Origin of the sequence: Streptomyces bambusae (assembly GCF_019400985.1) — a bacterium.
Lineage (GTDB): Bacteria > Actinomycetota > Actinomycetes > Streptomycetales > Streptomycetaceae > Streptomyces > Streptomyces bambusae_A.
The window spans coordinates 1-18089 of record NZ_WTFF01000148.1; the positions used below are offsets into that span (position 1 = coordinate 1).

Here is an 18089-nt window from a genome sequence, read left to right on the forward strand (position 1 = left end):
CCTCGGAGCACCGCTCTCAGTGGCGCAACCGCGAGATGGCAGCGGTCCGCCTGGCCGCGCTCCTGGCGGAGGCGACGGCGCCACCGCCGAAGCAGCGGCGCTCGACGAAGATCCCCCGGGGCCTGAACGAACGCCGCCTGCGCGAGCAGACGGCCCGGTCCGAGACCAAGCGCCACCGTCGGTCACGAGACTGGGTACCCGGCCCGGCGGCGTACGGGCTGGCCCTCGGCCTCGTCCTGGTGCCCTCCGCGGTGCTCGTGCCCGGCCTCGCCGGGACCGCGCACGGGCAGCAAGGACGCCTGGTGCGGGCACTGCGCGAACGCGGCGACGCGGCGGAACGGGCCCGCCGGCTCGCCGACAGCGAGGCCCGCCTGCACGAGCGGTCCCGCATCGCCGCCGAGATGCACGACCTGGTCGGCCACCGGCTCAGCCTGATCTCGCTGCACGCCGGCGGACTGGAGCTGGCCCTGGACCGGGCCGCTCCCGAGCTGTCCGAACTGCGGGAGGAGGCCGTTCTGGTACGGCGCACCACGCAGGACGCCATGCGGGAACTGCGGCAGGCGCTCGGCGTGCTCGGCCCGCTCGGCCGGGACACCGGGCCCGACGCGCTCACGGACGCGACCGGCACCCGCGCCGACGTCGAGGCGCTGGTGGCGGAGTCCCGCGAGGGAGGGATCGCCGTACGCCTCGACTGGACGGGACCGGACCTCGACGCCCGCCCGCCGCGGGTGCGCCGCGCGGTCCACCGGGTGGTCAGGGAGGCCCTGACCAACGTGCACCGGTACGCCGCCGCCTCGCACGTACGCGTCCAGGTCCGGCACGACGGTGCGAGCGTACGCGTCACCGTCCGCAACGGCGCCCCGCCCGGCCCGCCGGCCCCCGCCACCGGCCTCGGCACCGGGCGGGGCCTCACCGGCCTGAGGGAGCGGGTGGAACTGCTCGGCGGAACCTTCGCCGCCGCCCCGTTGCCGACCGGCGGGTTCCAACTGGAGGCGACCGTGCCGGCCGAACCCGCCGACACCCCCGCCCCCGAGCCGGCCGGCGCCGGCGCGAGGCACCGCCGCACCCGGGACGAGGCGGAGGAGGCGAGGGGAACGGACGAGGAGACCGTCCCTCCGGGGCGCCGGACCGTCGAGGCGCTGACGCTCACCTCGGGCCTGCTGGGTCTGTGCGTGCTCATGGTCCTCGGGATCGGCTTCGTGTACGCCTCCCGGCCGCAACCGGACGCCGGGCCGAGGCCGCTGCCCCGTACCGGCATGACGTACGAGGAGGTCACCGCGGCCGGCGTCCTGGACAACCGGGCCGTACGCGCCGCGGCCACCGGACACGAGCCGGCCCGCCCGGCCGGGACGTCCGGCTGCATCTACCCGTTCAACGGCGCGACCGAGATCCACCCGGGCTCCCTGGTCGTCGCCCGCTACTGCTTCGACGCCGCCCACCGCCTCATCGCCATCGACCGCATCACCGTCCCGTCGGTCCGGGACACCACGCCCTGGGAGACCCCGTGACCCACTCCGCCGAACCGATCCGCGTCCTGCTCGCCGACGACGAGGAGATGATCCGGGCCGGTGTCCGGCTGATCCTCCGGCATGCCGACGGCATCGACGTCGTCGCCGAGGCCGCCGACGGGCGGCAGGCGGTCGCAGCGGCCGCCGTCCACCACCCCGACGTGGCCCTGGTGGACATCCGCATGCCGGTGTGCGACGGCCTGGCCGCGATCGCGCCGCTCCTCGCCCTCGACCCGGCGCCGCGCGTCGTGATGCTGACGACCTTCGGCGACGAGGAGAACGTGCTGCGGGCCCTGCGGGAAGGCGCCACGGGCTTCCTGTTGAAGGACGAGGGCCCGCAGGAGCTGATCAGGGCGGTGCGGGCGGCCGCCGTGGGTGACGCGGTGCTCTCGCCCGGCGTCACCGGGACGGTGATCGCCCGGATGCTGCGCGGTGGTGCGCCGGCCACCGCCGGCCCGGTACCGGACGACGAGCGGATCGCCCGGCTCACCGCCCGGGAGCGGGAGGTCCTCGCGATGCTCGGCGAAGGACTCTCCAACCAGGACATCGCCGGGCGGCTCGGCATCGGCATCGGCACCGTCAAGACGCACGTCGGAGCGATCCTCGACAAGACCGGCTCGGCCGGCCGGGTGCAGGCAGCCCTCCTCGCCCACCGGGCGGGCCTGGCCTCGTGAGCGGGGCAGGGCAGCGGCCCGGCGGGCAGAGCCGGTCACCGCGACCGGCACGGGGGCGGCGCAGGGCCCGCCTCTGTCCGAAGGCATAGGCGGGTCCGCCCCGGCTCTGCCGGAAGGCGGGGAGGGCGCGCCGTCCGTCCTCCCTCCGGCAGAGGCCAACTCCCGCCTTCAGGGCGACGTTCCCGCAGGTCAGGGACGTGAGGATGGATGCGTCCCCCGGTCCGCGGCACCTCCCGCGGACCCATGCACCCCTACGGAGTACCCGCCCATGCCCCAGCCGTTCCCTTCGCCTGCCTCCCCCGGATCATCCCCGCTCACCGAACCGGCCGCCCGCGCCACGGACCTGACCAAGGTGTACGGCAGGGGGGAGACGCGGGTCACCGCCCTGGACGCGGTGTCCGTCGAGTTCGCCCGTGGCCGGTTCACCGCCGTCATGGGCCCCTCCGGCTCCGGCAAGTCCACCCTGATGCACTGCATGGCCGGACTGGACCCGCTCACCTCGGGCTCCGCCCGTATCGGCGGCACCGAGCTCTCCTCCCTGTCGGAACGGCAACTCACCGCCCTGCGCCGGGAGAAGGTCGGCTTCGTCTTCCAGGGCTTCAACCTGCTCCCGACGCTCACGGCGCTGGAGAACATCACGCTGCCGCTGCACCTGGCCGGGCGGAAGCCCGAACCGGCCTGGCTCGACACGGTGGTCGGCGCCGTGGGCCTCGGCGGCCGGCTCGGCCACCGGCCCGCCGAACTCTCCGGTGGCCAGCAGCAGCGGGTCGCCGTGGCCCGCGCGCTCGTCTCCCGGCCCGAGATCGTCTTCGCCGACGAACCCACCGGCAACCTCGACTCCCGGTCCGGCGCCGAGCTCCTCGGCTTCCTGCGCGACTCGGTCCGCGAGCTGGGGCAGACGGTGGTCATGGTCACCCACGACCCGACGGCCGCCGCCCACGCGGACCGGGCCGTCTTCCTCGCCGACGGCCGGATCGTGGACGACGTCCACACGCCGGCGGCCGACACGGTCCTCGACCGGATGCTCCGCTTCGAGGCGGAGGGCACCAGCGGGGGCCACGGCACCGCCGGGGGCCGGGGCACCGCCGGCTGACCCCGGCCCCGGCCCCGGCCAGTGCTCGACGGCCCCGCCACCCCGGCCGCCGCCAGCTCACCGCCGGCCCCGGCCCCGCCACCGCTCACTCGCTCGCTCGCTCACCGCGTCGTCCGTCCCCGGCCGGGGGCCCGTGCCCTCCCGTCCCACGCCACGCCGTGCCACACCACGCGACGCCGCGCCACACCACGCCTCCCGAAAGCTCCTCATGCTGCGAACAGCCCTGCGCAACCTCCTCGCGTACAAGGCCCGTACGGCCATGACCGTCCTGGCCGTCTGCATCGGTGTCGCCTTCGTCACCGGCACCCTCGTCTTCGCGGACTCCTCCGCCGCCGCGTACCGCGGCGCCGCGTCGAAGGACTTCGCCGACATCGCCGTCACCGTCGCCCCGAAGGACCCTCCGCCCGGCAGCGCGCCCGACAGCGCCGGCTCCCGCGCCCCGGCACTCGACGACGCCCTCGTGCGGAAGCTGGCCGGCGTGCCCGGCGTGGCCGACGTACGCCCGGCCGCCGACGGCTCCGCCACCCTGTCCGCCGCGGACGGCACCCCGCTCCGGACCGGCAGGACGTGGGCGAACCTGGCCGCCGCCTACGTACCGGGCCAGGACGGCAAGGACCGCCGCTACCCGCTGGCGGAGGGCCGCGCGCCCCGCACCGGTGACGAACTCGCCGTGGACCGCGGCACGGCGGCCGCCGGCCGGTTCCGCATCGGCGACACCGTCACGCTCGCCACCGACGGACCGGTGATGAACAAGCGGCTCGTGGGCATCGTCACCACCGACGACACCCGGGTGACGGCGGGCGGCACCCTCGCCCTGTTCGACAAGGCGACCGCCCAGCAGTTGTTCGCCTCGCCCGGCCACTACACCGGCATCGACCTGTCCGCCACGCCCGGCACCCACCCCACCGTGCTCGCCCAGCGGGTCGCCGCCGTGCTCCCGGCCGACCGCGCGGAGGCCGTCACCGGCGCCGCCCAGGCCGCTCAGCAGACCGTCCTGCTCGACACCCTGACCCGGGGCTGGACGAATCTGCCGCTGGTCTTCGCCGGGGTGTCCCTGTTCATCGGCTCGTTCCTCATCGTCAACACCTTCACGATGCTCGTGACCCGGCGCACCCGCGAGACCGCGCTGCTCCGGGCGATCGGCGCCACGCGCCGCCAGGTGGTCCGCTCCGTGCTCCTGGAGGCGGCCCTGCTCGGGCTCGCCGCGTCCGCGGCCGGCTTCCTGCTCGGCCTCGGCGTCGCCGCCGCGCTGCCCGGCCTCCTCGGCACCGCCGGGGACGCCCTGCCCGACGGGCCGCTGGTGATCGGTCCGCGCTCCGTCGTCGCCGCGCTCGGCGTGGGAGTGGGCGTCACGGTGCTCGCCGCCTGGCTGCCCGCCCGCCGGGCGGCGCGGATCGCGCCCGTCGAGGCGATGCGCTCGGCCGAGCAGCCGCCCTCCGCGACCCGGTCCCGGATCCGCGCCGCGGCCGGGACGGCCCTGCTCGTCCTGGGCGCCGCGCTGCTGGTGTCGCTCACCGGGGCCAAGGACGCCTCGGTCGCAAACGTGCAGAGCGCGATGCTCGGTTGCGCCCTGCTCGCCGCCGCCCTGATCGTGCTGGCACCGCTGCTCGCAGGCCCGGTGATCCGCCTCGCCGGACGGCTGACCGACCGCTTCGGCGTCGTCGGCCGGCTCGCCCGGGAGAACGCGCTGCGCGACCCGCGGCGCACCGCGGCCACCGCCTCCGCCCTGATGATCAGCACGGCCCTGGTCGCCGGACTCGCCGTCCTCGGCAACTCCACCGGGCAGGCCCTCGACCGCCAGGCGGCGGCCGGCCTGGGCGCCGACTACGTGATCAGCACCGGGAACACCACCGCGGCCATCGACCCCGCCGCCGTACGGCGGGTGGCCGACACCCCCGGTGTGCGGACCGCGACCGCCGTGGCGGACGCACCCCTGTTCGTGGGCGGGCAGGTCCGGCAGATCTCCGGCGTCGACCCGGAGACCGTACGCACCGTCATGGAACTCGACTTCGTCAGCGGGTCCACCGAAGGCCTCGGGCCGGGCCGGATCGCCGTGTCGGCCACCGTCGCCCGGGAGCACGGGCTGAGCACGGGCAGCCGGATCGACGTACGCGTGGGCCGCGGCCAGGAGTCCGCGCCGTACACGGTGGTCGGCGTCTACCGGGACAACTCCACCGCGCAGGACGCGCTGGGCGTGCGGGCCGACGTACAGAAGGACGGCTTCCTGCCCGGCTCCGTCCAGCGGATCCTCGTCCGCACCGACGGCGGTACCGTCTCCGCGGCCACCGCGCAGCGGCTGCGCACCGCCGTGGGCAACAATCCGCTGCTGACGGTCCAGGACCGGTCGCAGATCGTTCGGGAGGCCGCCGGCACCGTGGGCAACCTGCTGACCCTGATGTACGGGCTGCTCGGCCTCGGCGTGGTCGTGGCCTCGCTCGGCATCGTGAACACCCTGGCCATGTCGGTGTCGGAGCGCACCCGGGAGATCGGCGTGCTGCGGGCCGTCGGCATGGACCGGGCCGGGGTCCGGCGGATGATCCGGCTGGAGGCCCTGGTCATCGCCGCCTTCGGCACACTGCTGGGGCTGGCCGGGGGGCTGTTCGCGGCCTGGGCGGTGGGCGCACTCGCCAACGGCGCCGTCGCGCAGTATTCCCTGGCCGTCCCCTGGGGCACCCTGCTCGTGATCTGCCTCCTCTCCCTCGCCACCGGCACAGCCGCGGCAGCCGCCCCGGCCCGCCGCGCAGCCGCACTCGGCCCGCTGGAGGCGGTGGCACAGGCATAGCGCCCACGGGGCCCGAGCCGGAACCTCCACAGGCACGCGCCGAGTCGGGTCACATTGTCATGAATCCGCGTCGTGTTCCGGAGCCGAGTAGATCACGCGGATCTGCGCGGTCCGGTACCCGGCGCGGGCGAAGGCAGCGGCCATCGGGGCGTTGCCCGTGTCCGTGGTGGCCGTGACGAGCTCGGCGCCCGCCTCCGCGTGGACGCGCGTGATCTCGGCGAGCACGTCGTCGACGTAGCCGCGCCCGCGCATCTCGGGGACGACGCCGAGGTAGCCGACGTTGCGGTTGTACGGGGTCGCCGACGGCAGGGCCAGGCCCACGAGTTCCCCCTCCGGGGTGCGGGCCAGCCGCCACCAGGCCCGCTCGCCGGGGCAGGAGAGGTAGAAGTCCATGTCCTTGCGTGCGGTGACCTCGACCCCCTCGCGCGCCAGGTTCCGGATGGTCTCCTGGTCCAGGCTCCCCAGGGAGACGCGGCGGAAGGCCTCCAGGAACTCCTCGTCCGACCCTTCGTGGAAGACGAGGCGGCCGGTGCCGGTGGGGAGCCCGCACTGCGGGGTCCACTCCAGGCGCAGCCGCTCGACCTCGTCGGAGAGGCCGGCGGCCAGCGCCGCCGCACGCCGCCACGACAGGGCGGCCACGACAGCGGGCTGCTCACGCCAGCCGGGGGTCAGGCTCAGGTTGTAGAGCGCGGGGGTGGGCGCGCCCTCGGCCTCGAAGGCCTTCAGACCGGCGGTGAGCAGGCCGGTCGCGACGGCGACGCGGTCGGGCACGTCGGCGTCGACGTGGAGGCAGTCCAGCGCGACGGGGTGTTCGCTGTCCGACCGCCCCCACCACAGGGCCCGTCCGACGAGGCGGTCGCCGTCCATGGCGATCCAGGTCCATTCGGGCCGGTACATGCGCTGGGCGAGCTCGTCGCGGTAGCGGTCGGCGTCGATCCAGCTGACGGGTTCGTCGACGGTCACGGCGGTGACGCGGTCGAGGTCGGCGTCGGTGGTGGAGCGGAACAGCATGAAGTCTCCTGCGAGGGGGGCGGATCGGTGGATCAGCTCGGCGGAACAACAGCTCACATGACCAGCAGCTCGCACGATGAGCAGCGCGGATGATCAACTGTCGGCGGACACCGTACGCGGAAGCCGGGGCGGCCCGTCAGCAATTGAGGGTTCAGCGACCGAGGGTGTCGATCAGGGCCGCGGTGACGGCCCGTTGCCCGGCCGGGGTGAGGTGGACGCCGTCGGGCTCGTGCCGGCCCTGGGCCGCGGACCGCGTGTCGACGGCGGGTTCGGGCTGGGAGCACAGGAAGTCGGCCAGGGCGTCGAGGTCCGCGCCGGACCAGCTGAGTCCGGCCCGCCGGAAGTGCTCGTAGCGCTCGATGCGGTCGGCGTCCACGCCGGTCGGGGTGAGCCAGATCCAACGGGCCCCGGTCCGCCGGACCGTGAGGTCGCGCAGGGTCAGGAGGTTGCGGCGGGTCTCGTCGGGGGTGACGAGCGGCGTTCCGTCGAGCCGCTGGACGTCGTTCCCGCCGAGCATGCACAGCACCCAGTCGGGCCGCTGGAAGCCCAGGAGCGGGAGTTGGGCCAGCGCCTGGGTGGTGGTGCTGCCCGTGACGGCGAGGTTGGTGCACCGGACGCCGTCGGGGAGGAGGTGCCGGAGGATCTCGAACCACGAGAGCCTGTCGGCGGTCGTGCTCTCCCCCACGGCCACGAGGTGCTGACCGGGCCGGAACGGCAGACCGGCGAGCCGGGCGGCGGAGCCGGGGGCGGCCGCCAGGTCGGCTGCCAGGCCCGCTGCCGCCTCGCGGTTGAGTTCCTCGAACCGCTTCAGCCGGTCGCGGTAGTCCGTGACGTCGGTCCGGAACAGGGCCGCCAGCGCCTGGTCGTCCAGGGCGCCCAGAGGGCGCAGGAGCTTCTCCGGCTGGTGGAAGCGCAGCTGGCGCTCCGCCTGGGCCTGGTGGGTCTGGTGGGTCTGGTCGGTGTGCTGGTTCTGGTGGGACCTCATGTCAGCCCTCCGTACGGACTCGGCGGCGCGGGAGCAGGAAGCCGGCGGCGATCAGCCAGGCCAGACCGGTGAAGCGGGCCACCGGCAGCAGCAGGGCGGCGCCGTCGACCAGCAGGACGAGCGTGGCCAGTTCGGCGACGGCGGCCACGGCGAGACCCGCGACGGCCAGTGCGCGCGGGAGCAGGCCGGCGAGCAGGCCGGGTACGGCGATCCCGGCGACGAGCAGGCCGAGCAGGACCACGTGTGCGGGACCACCGAGTCCGAAGGCCAAGTACTGCAAGGCCCTCACCACCTCGGGCTGTTCGGCCACCGCGCTCCTGGAGAGAACCCAGGTGACGAGCCCGGAGCAGGCCAGGAACGCCGAGGCGAGGACCCCGCCGGCGAGGGCGATCGTGGCACCGGGCGCACGGACCCCGAGCTTGTGCAGGCGCGCCGAGACGGTGGCGGCGTAGATGGCCAGGGGGACCGACGAGGCGAACTGCAGGGCGCCCGAGACGCGGGTGGCATCGGTGTGGTCGCGGAAGTACGCGGTGATCTCGTCGGCGGCTCCGAAGGGCGAGGGGAAGGGCCGGCCGTCGGCCAGGAAGGTGCTGAGGGCGAGCCCGGCGAGGAACAGCGCGGTGAAGACCACGGCGAGGACGCCGGGCGGCGGTCCGGCCTGGGGGTCGCGGCGGGTCTCGCGAGGGGTGCGGCTCTCGATCGTTTCCATGGGGGAGAATCCGTTCTCTTGGAGAATGATTCAGCGATGAGAATCGTTGCTTGTGTCGTACGATAGCCCGGTGATCAGCGACCGGCAACCCGATACGACGCCCCCCGCCTCCGACCCCGCTCCCGGGCCCGCTTCCGCCCCCCGCGGAGCGGCGTTCCTGCTCGCGCAGATCGGGGCGCACGCCGCCGGGCGCTTCGCGGAGCGCGTCGGGGACCTCGGGCTGACCCCGGCGGACGTCGGCCTGTTGCGCATGATCGCCGGACGGCCCGGCCGCAGTCAGCGCGCCCTCGCGGAGGACCTGGGCGTCGTACCCAGCCGCGTCGTCACGCTGATCGACAGCCTGGAGGGCAAGGGCCTGGTCGAACGGCGGCGCAGCGCCGAGGACCGCCGCAACCACGAGCTGCACCTGACCGCGGAGGGCCGCCGAACCCTCGGCGCGGTCTCCCGCAAGGCCGCGGCCCACGAGGACGACCTGCTCGCCGCCCTCGACCCCGCGCAGCGGGCGCAACTCCTCGACCTCCTCGAACGCGTCGCGACACAACAGGAGTTGACCCCCGGCGTCCACCCGGGCTACCGCACGCTGCAGAAGTCGCCGCGCAGCGGCCGGCCGGAGTGACGGGAACGCGCTGAGCGGCTCACCGCTGCGGCCCCGCGGGGGGCGCCGCACGCGGCCGACCTGGCGTCACGGGCGGCGCGCGGGCGCAGTACAGTCCCTTGTCGATCTTGATCTGTTCGACTCGGGGGCAGGAGAAGCGCGTGGCACGGCGGGGCGAGTACGGGCGGCGGCCGGACGGATGGCAGCCGGAAGGATGGCAGTTGGAGGGGCAGCAGCCGAACGGACGGCAACCGGACGGATGGCAGCAGGCGGGGGCGAACGGCGCGGGGCCGTACGGTCCGGACGCGATACGGAGGCCGGACGGGGTACGGCGGCCGGACGCGGTACGGCGGCCGGGCCCGGCCGCGGCGGGCCGGAACGGGACGGAGCGCCACGGCTGCGCGACCGCGCTGATGGCCCCCTTCGTCCTCGCGGCCCGCACCCAGCGGCCGGCCCGGCCGGACCGGCTGGCCGACCCGGCGATTGCCGGGGCCCAGGTGGCCCGTACGGGCATCGGACTGGCCGCCACGGTCTGGCTGTTCTACGCGTTCACCCTGCGCGAGGACGCCGAGGACGTGTTCAACGACAAGCTCGCCGAGGTGCTGATCAGCGCGGGAGTGCTGTTGATCGTCGGGCCGCTGGCGGTGGCCGCCTTCGTGGTGTCGGCCCGGCCGCCGCTGCGGGCCCGGTACCGGCAGCGGCTGCGCGGCCCGGTGACGGCGTTCGGGTGCCTCTTCGGAGCCGCCGTCCTGCAGTGGATCGCGCTGCGGTCCGATGTGCGTGACCAACTCTTCGCGTGGGCCGGGGACATCGGCTTCGTCCTGGGTCTGGTGCTCGGGCTGGCGAGCTTCTTCCTGCTGCCGTTCGTCCTCACGTCCTCGGTCCTGTGCGTCCACCACGCGTTCCGGACCGCCGATGTCCACGAGGTGCTGCCGCCCCTGCTCTCCCCCGTGGTCGTCGTGGTGATGTCGGTGCTCCAGGCCGTCGACGGGCCACCGGTCAACGCCCCGCAGAGCGTGTGGTTCGCCTTCCTGGCCGGTGCACCCCTCACCGTCACCGCCCTGTCCGTGTGGGAACTGCGCCGGCTGCGCAACCTCCACGGAATCACGCTGCGCGCCGCCCTCGGCCGGTAGCGACCTGCGGGGCCCGACTGTGCACCCGGGAACTCCGGCCGGCCCCGTCACTGTGCAGGATGAATCTGGATCAGCGCCGGGCACCGGTCTAGGTTCTGGCCCGCGGGGGAAGCACCGCCGCCAGGGAGGGGAGTCATGTCCGGGATTTCACGACGTTCGCTGCTGGGCTATTCGGGAACGGCCGCGGCGGGGGCGGTGCTCGCCGCCCCCGCCGCGGCCCAGGCGGCGGACGCCGCCGACACGGGGGCCAAGAGCGCCGGGGCCGCCGGGGCGCAGGCCACCCAGATCGCGACGTCCTTCCCCTCGGGGACCCAGTTCAAGGGCCGGACCTCCATCCCCCCGGACTACAGCGGAGAGCTGGTGATCACCTTCAGCGTGGCGACGGCCGACGCCCCGGCCTCGAAGGACATCCCGCTCATGGAGATCGCCGACGCCCTGAACACGATCGTCCAGGCGCACGGCTGGTCGCCGATCACCTTCTACGGCACACCCGCGCCCGTCCCGCTCACTTCCTGAACGGCGCGGCCCCCGGAGGGTCCGCGGCCCCCTGGCCGGTGACCCGGGCGCCTGCCGCCTCCAGCCGCTCGGGGGCGGGGCGTCCCAGCACCGTGGCCTCGGTGAGGGCAAAGGCGCGGTGGGCGGTGGGCGTCAGCGCCCGCCGCGCGGGATCTCGAACGCGGTGAGCGCCGCGCCGCCCGGGGTGAGGTCGGCCCAGGTGCCGGGGGCGGCGAGGACGGCGACCGCGGAGGTCGGGAACTTGGTCGCGAGCCGGTCCAGGGCGTCGCCGCCGGCACCGCCGCGGGCCGTGCCCGCGAGGAGCAGGACCAGGTCCTGCAGCCCCGGGTTGTGCCCGACGAGGAGGAGCGTGCCGACCCCGGCGGGAACCTCCCGTACGGTGTCCAGGATGTCCTCGGCGTCCGCCGCGTAGAGCCGCGGTTCGAAGCGGACGGGCGGCTCGGCGGGGAGTTCCCGGGCGGCCAGCTCCCAGGTCTCGCGGGTGCGCCGGGCTGGTGAGCACAGGACGAGGTCCGGCAGCGGACCCGATTGCGCGAGCAGCCGCCCGGCGGCGGGGGCGTCCCGCAGGCCGCGCGGGCCGAGGGGTCGGTCGCGGTCGGGCACACCCGGCGGCCAGGCGCTCTTCGCGTGCCGCAGGATCACGAGGTCCGGCATGCGGGCGAGCTTAGTACGACAGTGGTCCAGGTCATGGTTACCGGTGGACCGATCCCCTTATGAACCTCTTGGTCCGTATGTCACCCTGGCACGGCGCACCGGGCCACCCCCACCTGCCGTAGGGCCCGGCCGATCCCACGGAACCGCCCATGCCCCTGCCGTTCTCCCCCGCAGTCCTGCCCGCCGCCGTGGCCGGCGCCGCCGCCACGGTCCTGCTGGCGGCCTGCACCAGCCAGGCCGCCGTCGGCGCGACGAACCCCACGTCACGGGCTGCGGCCCCGGCACCGCCCGCTTCCGCCTCGGCTTCCGCCCCGGCTTCCGCGACGGCCGCTGCCCCGACGTCCGGCCCGGCCGCCGGGCCCGCAACGCCGACGGCGTACGCACCGGCTGTTCCGGAGCCGTCCGCCACCGCGCCGGCCGGCGCCTCCCGCGCGACCGAGGCGTCGACGCTGTCCATACCCTCCGTGGGCATAGCCGGCCTGCGGGTGATGCCCTACGAGGGCACGACCGACGACGCACCGGGCACCCGCATCCAGGACCTGGGCGTGGCGGCCAGTCCGTACGGGAAGGCCGGCGGGGTCGGCCCGGGGCAGGTGGGCAATTTCCTGGTCACCGCGCACCGCCTGTCCGCGGGCGGCCCGCTGCGCGAGCTGCCGGCCGTCGACGAGGGCGACTCGGTCCTGGTGACCGCGGGCGGCATGGTGTACACCTACGAGATCGTCGCGACCCGCTCGACGTCGTTCCGGTCCGAGCGCTCGCTGACCGAACAGCGTGCCGCGGTCCCCGGGCAGCCCGGCGCGACCGCGACCCAGGCCATGATCACGATCTCCACCTGCGCCACGCCGGAGGACCACGCCCGCGGCAACTTCTGGAGCGACGCCCAGGGCAATCCGGAGCACCGCATCGACAAGATCGGCGTTCTGCGCGGGACGTCGGCGGCGGGATAGACACGGGTGCCGGCGCAGGTGCGGGCGTGGGTGTCGGCGCAGGCGCCGGTGCAGGCGCCGGCTCCGGCCGGGGAGTGAGCCCGGTCCCGAGCCGGCACCGGCACCGGCACCCTGTCCTGTCTCCTGGCTAGACCCCGGGAATCCCCCGCGCCGCGAACGCCGCGCGCACGGCGTCCGCCGCGTCCGCCCCGTACATGCGCTGCGCCGTCGCGATCGTCGTCAGCGCCGCGTCCTGGAAGCTGGTGTCCGGGCGGAAGCCGAACTGCGCGTTCACGATGATCCGGTCGGCGGTACGGGCGCCGAGGGCCCCGCGGATGTCGAGCAGCGCCCGGGACCAGATCTCGCCGTCCGCGTGGACCTCCCCGACCCGGTCCGCGTACACCTTGTTGCCGTCGATGCGGCGCAGGCAGTGCGGAGCCGCGCTGTACGTGGCGGAGTCCCAGTCGGCGACACAGGCCAGGTCGGCCTTCAGCGGCCAGCCGTACTTGGTGTCCGCGTACGCGCCGACCGCGACGGCCAGGTAGTCGCCGAACGCCTCGCCGATCGCGCCGGCCTCGGGCGACGTGCCGAAGCCGGGAACCTGCGCGTGGTGCACCGCGTGCCCGTACTCGTGGATGATGACCTCGGCGTCCTCAGCATCGTCCACCCCGCCCTTGCCGAAGCGTATCTCGGCCTTCTTGTCGGTGAAGAAGGAGTTGTCGGCGCCCCACTGGTTGATCCGGACGGGCTGCGCACGGTTGTTGGCGCCGGGCAGCTCGCTGCCGAAGCCCAGGCTCTGCAGGTACTCCTGTGCCTCGTTGACCCAGAAGTAGGCCATGACCTGCTCGAACTGGTCGTCGGCACGGCTGTACGTCCCCACGTCCGCGAGCCGCGCAGAGGCTCCGGTGTCCGACCGTACGGTCGCCCAGCGGCCCGAGAGCGAGCCGCTGCCGTCGAGATTGCGCAGCGCGGCCACGGCGTACGCGGATTCGGGCACGGCGGCGTTGCCGTCCTTGCCGTCGGTCAAGGCCTGGTCGCCGGAGGACTGGACGGGATTGACCATGAAGAGCCGGGCCTGCGGCAGCGCGGTACCGGTGGCTGCGCCGTCGGCGGCGTTCCCGGCGTCTGCGGGCAGGGCGGAGACCGGGCCGGCGAGGGTGAGCAGTGCCACGGTGGCGGTGGCCGCGGCGACGAGGCCGCGGGATGGGCGGCGAGCCATACAGATCCTCCTGGGACGGAGTGGCGGGGAGGTGACGTGTGTGGTGCGGCCGTGATCCTTGCGCACCCGGACCCGCTTTGACCAGGCCCGGGACGAGGATTCCGGAACGGAGTTGCCGCGACGGAGTTGCCGCGACGGAGTTGCCGGGACGGGGCTGGCAGGACGGGCCGGCGGGACGGGGCTGCCGGGAAGACCCACCGGCGCAGGCCCCGTCCCCGCCCGACCGCGGCCCCCCTGTCCCGGCCCGGCCCGGCCCGCCCCGCCCCCGCCCCGGGGCACCGACCGTCTAGACCGGCCGGCCGACGAGCAGTTCGGACTTGAGCTCCTTCAGTTCCGCGGCGTCGATGCCCAGGCCGTCCTGGACATAGCGGTCGAACGAGCCGTACTGGGCCTGGACCTCGTTGTAGCCGGCGTCGAGGTACTCGGGCCGGACTTCGAGCATCGGCTTGTACAGCGCGACCTGCTCCGGGGTCAGGCGGGCGAGCAGGGCCTCGTCGGTCGCCCTGCGGTAGTCGTTGCTGGCCAGGTAGTCGGCCAGGACGGTCTCGCGGGGTACGCCGAGCGCGCTCAGCAGGGCGGCGCCGGCCCAGCCGGTGCGGTCCTTGCCGGCCGTGCAGTGGACGACGGCGGCACGCCGCTCCTCGTGGCGCAGGCCCTCCAGCACCTGCCCGTACGCGGCCTTGCCGGGCGCCGAACCCGCCATGGCCTTCTCGGTGTCGATCATGAGCGTGACGGCCTCCTCGGGGGTGGTCGGCGCGGTCTGGAGGGCTCCGCTGCCGGTGAGCACGTCGGCCACCGTGTAGGTGGCGCCCGTGGGCAGCCGGTCAGGGTCCTTGGTGCGCTCGGCGTCCATGCGCAGGTCGTAGACGTCGGTGATGCCCAGGCGCTGGAGCGTGGCGAGGTCGGCCTCGGTGAGCTTGCCGAGCGACTCCGAGCGGTAGACCTGGCCCATCTTCACCCACTGGCCGTCGGCGGTGCGGTAGCCGCCGGCGTCCCGGAAGTTGACCGTGCCCTGCAGCTTCACCAGGCGGTCGGCGAGCCGCAGGCCCTGGCCGTAGCCGGGCTTGAAGTCGAACCACTGGCGGTCGGCGGCGGGCAGCCCGGTGACGACGGCCCGGCCTTCGGACCCGCCCCGGGCGACGACCTTGCCGTCCGCGCGGATCTCGACGTACGGGACGCCGGGCGCGCTCCAGGCGAGGGTGTAGGAGCCGTCGGCACCGGCGGTGACGGTGGCGGCGGTGAAGGGGACGGGGCCCTGCTCCGAGGCGTCGGCGTCGAGTGCGACGGCCGCGGGGGCGAGGGAGAGGCTGAGGGCCAGGGCGCAGGCGGAGGCCACGAGGGCCGTGGCCGAACCTGCCCGCCTCCCCCGCCCCGTGCGCTTCGCCTGCTGTGCGTTCCCCGCGTTCCCCGCGTTCTCCATGTGCTTGGCGTGATTCATCTGGGTCATGTGTTCGAGGTTGTGTGCCACGGGCGAGCGCCCTCACCCCCGTTCAGCCCCTACGCCGCCCCTGACCGCCGGGGCTCTCCCCCTGTCTTCCGGGCTAACGTGAGCGCGTGGACATGCAGAGCAGGACATTTCCTCCCCACCCCGTCCGCGGCGTACGGGCCGTGTACGCGCGGCAGTCGAGCTGCCCCTCCGACTTCGCCGAGGTCACCGTGGACTTCGAGCCGTGGGAAGCGGGCGTCGCGTTCGAGGTGGCGGCCGACCTGGTCACCCGTGGGCATGTCGCCCCGCAGGACCTGTCCGCGTACCGGACCGCCCTTGAGGCGGGCATCCGTGCGGAACTTGCCGAGCTGGGCGCCGACACCCCTGCGGCGGTGGCCGTGGTGCTGCGCGGCATACGCGTCCACGAGGTCGACTCGCACCCGGGAGCGTTCGAGGCGGTCGGCCGCGTCGCCGTCCGCAACGCCCTCGCAGCCGCCTACGGACGCTCCACCGAGGTCCAGGTCCGGGTCCGGGCGGCGCCGCGCATCACGGCTCGCCGGCACTGACCGGCACTGGCCGGTACTGGCCGGTACTGGCCGGCACTGGCCAGTACTGATCCGCCTTCGGCTGCCTGCCGTGCATCCGGGTGGAACCCGGGTCGTACGAGGGCCGAATGCGGGCCGCGGCGTGTCGGAGTCCGTTCCCCGCGGGGCCGGACTCCAAGGTTTCCCGAAGTGTCCGTTCCGCACCCTTCGAGAGGTACCGCCGTGAAGCGCACCGCCGCCACCCTGCTCGCCGCTGCCGCCCTGTCCGTGCTCGGCGCCGCCGCCCCGGCCGCCGCGGACTCCGGTCCGACCTGGGTGTTCGTCGTGGACAGCACCATCGTCCAGATCGCCCAGGACGATGTCTTCAACGCCGGCCGGGACGTCACCGTCGGCTCCCACAACGGGACCGCCCCGGCCGCCGAACCCGCCATGGCGTTCAGCAGCATGGCGGCCACCGACTGGGAGAACGCCTTCTGAGCAGTTGCGCCCGCCGGTCCGGGAGCGCCGTCGCTCCCGGACCGGAACCCGGCCGCGGCACCGCCCGCCCGCCCGTACCGGGTACCCCCGGGACACCGCCCCGGCCGTGCGCCGCCTGCCCGCCCGGCCACCCTGCCGCCCGCCCGGCCGGCCCTCAGCGGACGGCCTCCTCGGTCACGTAGACCGTGGTGCTGGCCTCCACCCCGGAGTCCATGCCGCGGGCGGTGTAGGTGTGGGGCCCGACACGCGGATTGCTGCCGGGGCTCTGGGTGAAACGGCCCTCCTTGTCGGCCGTGAAGACGTGGAGCAGGAATCCGTCCCGGAGGAAGTTGATCTTCTCCCCCGGCTTGAAGTTGGTGCCGGTGAAGGTGCAGTTGGCGTACCTGGCGAACTTTCCGCAGCCGGTGAGCGTGGCCGGCCCCTTCTGGACCCAGGGCTCGGGCGTCGTCGGCTTCGGCGTCGTCGGCTTGGGAGTCGGGGGCTGGGGAGTCGTCGGCTTGGGAGTCGGATTCTTCGGCCCCGGATTGTTCGGCCCCGGGTTCTGGGGAGCGGTCGCCCTCGGGTCGGATTCCCTCGGGGGCCGGTCGTCCTGGAACGGGTTGTCGCAGCCGGCCACGGCCAGGACCGCGGCCGCGACGACACAGGCAAGGTGGGCTCGCTTCATGTCCCCCACGGTGGCCCGCGCAGACCGCCCGGGGCATCAGTACTGCCACTGAAAAGTGGTACGCAGCCGCAGGCCGGCCCACGCCGTGCGGGCCTGCGCGATACTGCCGGAGTGGGAAGCAACTTCGTCGGCAGGACGGCCGAGTTGGCGGTCCTCGCCCAGCGGATCGAGGCCGCCGCGCAGGGCTCCGGGTCCGTACTGCTGCTCGCGGGACCGGCGGGCATCGGCAAGAGCACCCTCGCGGCCGAGGCGGTGCGCCGCCATGCCGACCCCGCACGGTTCGGCGTCGTACGGGGCCACTGCCCCAGGGACGCGGTGGCACCCCCGCTGTGGCCCTGGCGGCACGCACTGCGCCTCGCGGGAGCCGCCCCCGGGATGCCGGGGCGGCGGACCGCCGAGCCGCCGGGGGCCGGGACGGCGGTCGGGCAGCAGCCGTGGAGCACGTTGGCGCCGGCCGACGCGGCGGCGGTGCGGTTCCTGGAACTGGCCCGGATGGGCGAGGCGCTGGCGGCGGCAGCCGCCGAACGCGCGCTGGTGGTCCTGCTGGAGGACCTGCACTGGGCGGACACCGCCAGCCTCGACCTGCTGCGGCAGCTGACCGGCGAGGTCACCGGGTCCGCACTGCTGGTGCTCGGCACCTTCCGGGAGCCGGGGCCCGAGGAGAGCGCGGGAGCGCTCGCGGACCTCGGCCGCTACGGGGCCGACACCCTGCGCCTGGCACCCTTCACCCAGGAGGAGGTCGCCCGCTGCGTCGGCGAGGCGTACGCGGCGGAGTCGTACCGGCGGACGGGCGGGCTGCCCCTGCTCGTCACCGCCCTGCACACCCGCGCGGGGAACCTCGCCGCCGTCGTCAGCGGTCTGCTGACCGGCCTCACCGCCGACCAGCGCGACGTCGTACGGGCCGCGGCCGTGCTCGGCGAACGGCTGGACGCCCCACACCTCGCCGCCGTCCTGCCGGAGCGCGGGGAAGCCGCCGTCGAGCAGGCGCTCGAAGCGGCCTGGCACGCCGGGGTCCTCACCGCGGCACCCGCCACCGACGCCGGGCGCACGTACCGCTTCACGCACGATCTGGTACGCGAGGAGGTGCTCGGCCGGACCACCCCCGCCGACGCCCGCGCACTGCACCGGGCCGCCGCGCGGGCCCTGGAGCAGGCCGGGAACCCCGCCGATGG

The 18089-nt window shown here is 74.8% G+C and carries 18 protein-coding genes; 11 read left to right on the forward strand and 7 right to left on the reverse strand.

Going from position 1 to position 18089, the window contains the following annotated elements; all coding sequences use genetic code 11:
- Positions 1–35: 35 nt before the first annotated feature.
- The 4 genes from GPJ59_RS20480 (at position 36) to GPJ59_RS20495 (ending at position 6057) form a co-directional block, all read left to right on the forward strand.
- A complete protein-coding gene (locus tag GPJ59_RS20480) occupies positions 36–1508 on the forward strand; it encodes a histidine kinase (RefSeq protein WP_219668688.1) in 1473 nt (490 codons plus the stop codon).
- Positions 1509–1555: 47 nt separating this feature from the next.
- Positions 1556–2182 carry a response regulator gene (locus GPJ59_RS20485; RefSeq protein ID WP_258024674.1) on the forward strand — a complete coding sequence of 209 codons (627 nt, stop codon included), beginning with the start codon at positions 1556–1558 and terminating at the stop codon, positions 2180–2182.
- Between the two features lie 268 nt (positions 2183–2450).
- Positions 2451–3275 (forward strand): ABC transporter ATP-binding protein, encoded by an 825-nt coding sequence (locus GPJ59_RS20490; RefSeq protein WP_219668675.1) that lies wholly within the window; start codon positions 2451–2453, stop codon positions 3273–3275.
- Between the two features lie 208 nt (positions 3276–3483).
- Positions 3484–6057 (forward strand): ABC transporter permease, encoded by a 2574-nt coding sequence (locus tag GPJ59_RS20495; RefSeq protein ID WP_219668676.1) that lies wholly within the window; start codon positions 3484–3486, stop codon positions 6055–6057.
- Positions 6058–6114: 57 nt separating this feature from the next.
- Here the strand turns inward: GPJ59_RS20495 and GPJ59_RS20500 are convergent, their stop codons facing one another.
- From GPJ59_RS20500 to GPJ59_RS20510, 3 genes are all read right to left on the reverse strand, one after another.
- Complete coding sequence (locus GPJ59_RS20500; protein WP_219668677.1) at positions 6115–7068, reverse strand: GNAT family N-acetyltransferase; 954 nt, start codon at positions 7066–7068, stop codon at positions 6115–6117.
- Between the two features lie 151 nt (positions 7069–7219).
- Entirely contained in the window at positions 7220–8053 is an 834-nt protein-coding gene (locus GPJ59_RS20505) for an SGNH/GDSL hydrolase family protein (protein WP_219668678.1), read from the reverse strand.
- Position 8054: 1 nt separating this feature from the next.
- Complete coding sequence (locus GPJ59_RS20510; protein WP_258024673.1) at positions 8055–8762, reverse strand: hypothetical protein; 708 nt, start codon at positions 8760–8762, stop codon at positions 8055–8057.
- 70 nt (positions 8763–8832) lie between these two features.
- Here GPJ59_RS20510 and GPJ59_RS20515 point away from each other — a divergent pair, with 70 nt between their 5' ends.
- The 3 genes from GPJ59_RS20515 to GPJ59_RS20525 all read left to right on the forward strand — a co-directional run bounded on the left by GPJ59_RS20515 (position 8833) and on the right by GPJ59_RS20525 (position 11006).
- A complete protein-coding gene (locus GPJ59_RS20515) occupies positions 8833–9378 on the forward strand; it encodes a MarR family winged helix-turn-helix transcriptional regulator (RefSeq protein ID WP_308120393.1) in 546 nt (181 codons plus the stop codon).
- Positions 9379–9518: 140 nt separating this feature from the next.
- Positions 9519–10490 (forward strand): hypothetical protein, encoded by a 972-nt coding sequence (locus tag GPJ59_RS20520; RefSeq protein ID WP_219668679.1) that lies wholly within the window; start codon positions 9519–9521, stop codon positions 10488–10490.
- A 135-nt stretch (positions 10491–10625) separates the two neighbouring features.
- Positions 10626–11006 (forward strand): hypothetical protein, encoded by a 381-nt coding sequence (locus GPJ59_RS20525; RefSeq protein WP_219668680.1) that lies wholly within the window; start codon positions 10626–10628, stop codon positions 11004–11006.
- A gap of 132 nt (positions 11007–11138) precedes the next feature.
- Here GPJ59_RS20525 and GPJ59_RS20530 read toward each other — a convergent pair whose 3' ends face one another.
- Complete coding sequence (locus GPJ59_RS20530) at positions 11139–11660, reverse strand: SixA phosphatase family protein (RefSeq protein ID WP_219668681.1); 522 nt, start codon at positions 11658–11660, stop codon at positions 11139–11141.
- Between the two features lie 149 nt (positions 11661–11809).
- Here GPJ59_RS20530 and GPJ59_RS20535 point away from each other — a divergent pair, with 149 nt between their 5' ends.
- Positions 11810–12607, forward strand: coding sequence for a class E sortase (locus GPJ59_RS20535; protein WP_219668682.1), 798 nt, complete (start codon positions 11810–11812; stop codon positions 12605–12607).
- 127 nt (positions 12608–12734) lie between these two features.
- On the opposite strand, the gene GPJ59_RS20540 is transcribed toward GPJ59_RS20535, so the two are convergent.
- Both GPJ59_RS20540 and GPJ59_RS20545 read right to left on the reverse strand, forming a co-directional pair.
- A complete protein-coding gene (locus tag GPJ59_RS20540) occupies positions 12735–13805 on the reverse strand; it encodes a M4 family metallopeptidase (protein ID WP_219668683.1) in 1071 nt (356 codons plus the stop codon).
- Positions 13806–14091: 286 nt separating this feature from the next.
- Complete coding sequence (locus GPJ59_RS20545) at positions 14092–15252, reverse strand: tyrosine-protein phosphatase (protein WP_219668684.1); 1161 nt, start codon at positions 15250–15252, stop codon at positions 14092–14094.
- A gap of 113 nt (positions 15253–15365) precedes the next feature.
- Here GPJ59_RS20545 and GPJ59_RS20550 point away from each other — a divergent pair, with 113 nt between their 5' ends.
- Positions 15366–15797 carry a hypothetical protein gene (locus GPJ59_RS20550; protein WP_219668691.1) on the forward strand — a complete coding sequence of 144 codons (432 nt, stop codon included), beginning with the start codon at positions 15366–15368 and terminating at the stop codon, positions 15795–15797.
- Between the two features lie 201 nt (positions 15798–15998).
- A complete protein-coding gene (locus GPJ59_RS20555) occupies positions 15999–16253 on the forward strand; it encodes a hypothetical protein (RefSeq protein ID WP_219668685.1) in 255 nt (84 codons plus the stop codon).
- Between the two features lie 154 nt (positions 16254–16407).
- Here GPJ59_RS20555 and GPJ59_RS20560 read toward each other — a convergent pair whose 3' ends face one another.
- Positions 16408–16917 (reverse strand): hypothetical protein, encoded by a 510-nt coding sequence (locus GPJ59_RS20560; protein ID WP_219668686.1) that lies wholly within the window; start codon positions 16915–16917, stop codon positions 16408–16410.
- Between the two features lie 111 nt (positions 16918–17028).
- On the opposite strand from GPJ59_RS20560, the gene GPJ59_RS20565 reads away from it, so the two are divergent.
- On the forward strand, positions 17029–18089 hold a 1061-nt coding region (locus tag GPJ59_RS20565), incomplete at its 3' end, for an AAA family ATPase (RefSeq protein ID WP_219668687.1).

Excerpts from the sequence above, each read along its gene's own strand:
- GPJ59_RS20480 (WP_219668688.1), top strand. The coding sequence starts at position 36 with ATGGCAGCGGTCCGCCTGGCCGCGCTCCTGGCGGAGGCGACGGCGCCA.
- GPJ59_RS20485 (WP_258024674.1), top strand. The coding sequence starts at position 1,556 with ATGATCCGGGCCGGTGTCCGGCTGATCCTCCGGCATGCCGACGGCATC.
- GPJ59_RS20490 (WP_219668675.1), top strand. The coding sequence starts at position 2,451 with ATGCCCCAGCCGTTCCCTTCGCCTGCCTCCCCCGGATCATCCCCGCTC.
- GPJ59_RS20495 (WP_219668676.1), top strand. The coding sequence starts at position 3,484 with ATGCTGCGAACAGCCCTGCGCAACCTCCTCGCGTACAAGGCCCGTACG.
- GPJ59_RS20500 (WP_219668677.1), bottom strand. The coding sequence starts at position 7,068 with ATGCTGTTCCGCTCCACCACCGACGCCGACCTCGACCGCGTCACCGCC.
- GPJ59_RS20505 (WP_219668678.1), bottom strand. The coding sequence starts at position 8,053 with ATGAGGTCCCACCAGAACCAGCACACCGACCAGACCCACCAGACCCAC.
- GPJ59_RS20510 (WP_258024673.1), bottom strand. The coding sequence starts at position 8,762 with ATGGAAACGATCGAGAGCCGCACCCCTCGCGAGACCCGCCGCGACCCC.
- GPJ59_RS20525 (WP_219668680.1), top strand. The coding sequence starts at position 10,626 with ATGTCCGGGATTTCACGACGTTCGCTGCTGGGCTATTCGGGAACGGCC.
- GPJ59_RS20530 (WP_219668681.1), bottom strand. The coding sequence starts at position 11,660 with ATGCCGGACCTCGTGATCCTGCGGCACGCGAAGAGCGCCTGGCCGCCG.
- GPJ59_RS20535 (WP_219668682.1), top strand. The coding sequence starts at position 11,810 with ATGCCCCTGCCGTTCTCCCCCGCAGTCCTGCCCGCCGCCGTGGCCGGC.
- GPJ59_RS20540 (WP_219668683.1), bottom strand. The coding sequence starts at position 13,805 with ATGGCTCGCCGCCCATCCCGCGGCCTCGTCGCCGCGGCCACCGCCACC.
- GPJ59_RS20545 (WP_219668684.1), bottom strand. The coding sequence starts at position 15,252 with ATGACCCAGATGAATCACGCCAAGCACATGGAGAACGCGGGGAACGCG.
- GPJ59_RS20550 (WP_219668691.1), top strand. The coding sequence starts at position 15,366 with ATGCAGAGCAGGACATTTCCTCCCCACCCCGTCCGCGGCGTACGGGCC.
- GPJ59_RS20560 (WP_219668686.1), bottom strand. The coding sequence starts at position 16,917 with ATGAAGCGAGCCCACCTTGCCTGTGTCGTCGCGGCCGCGGTCCTGGCC.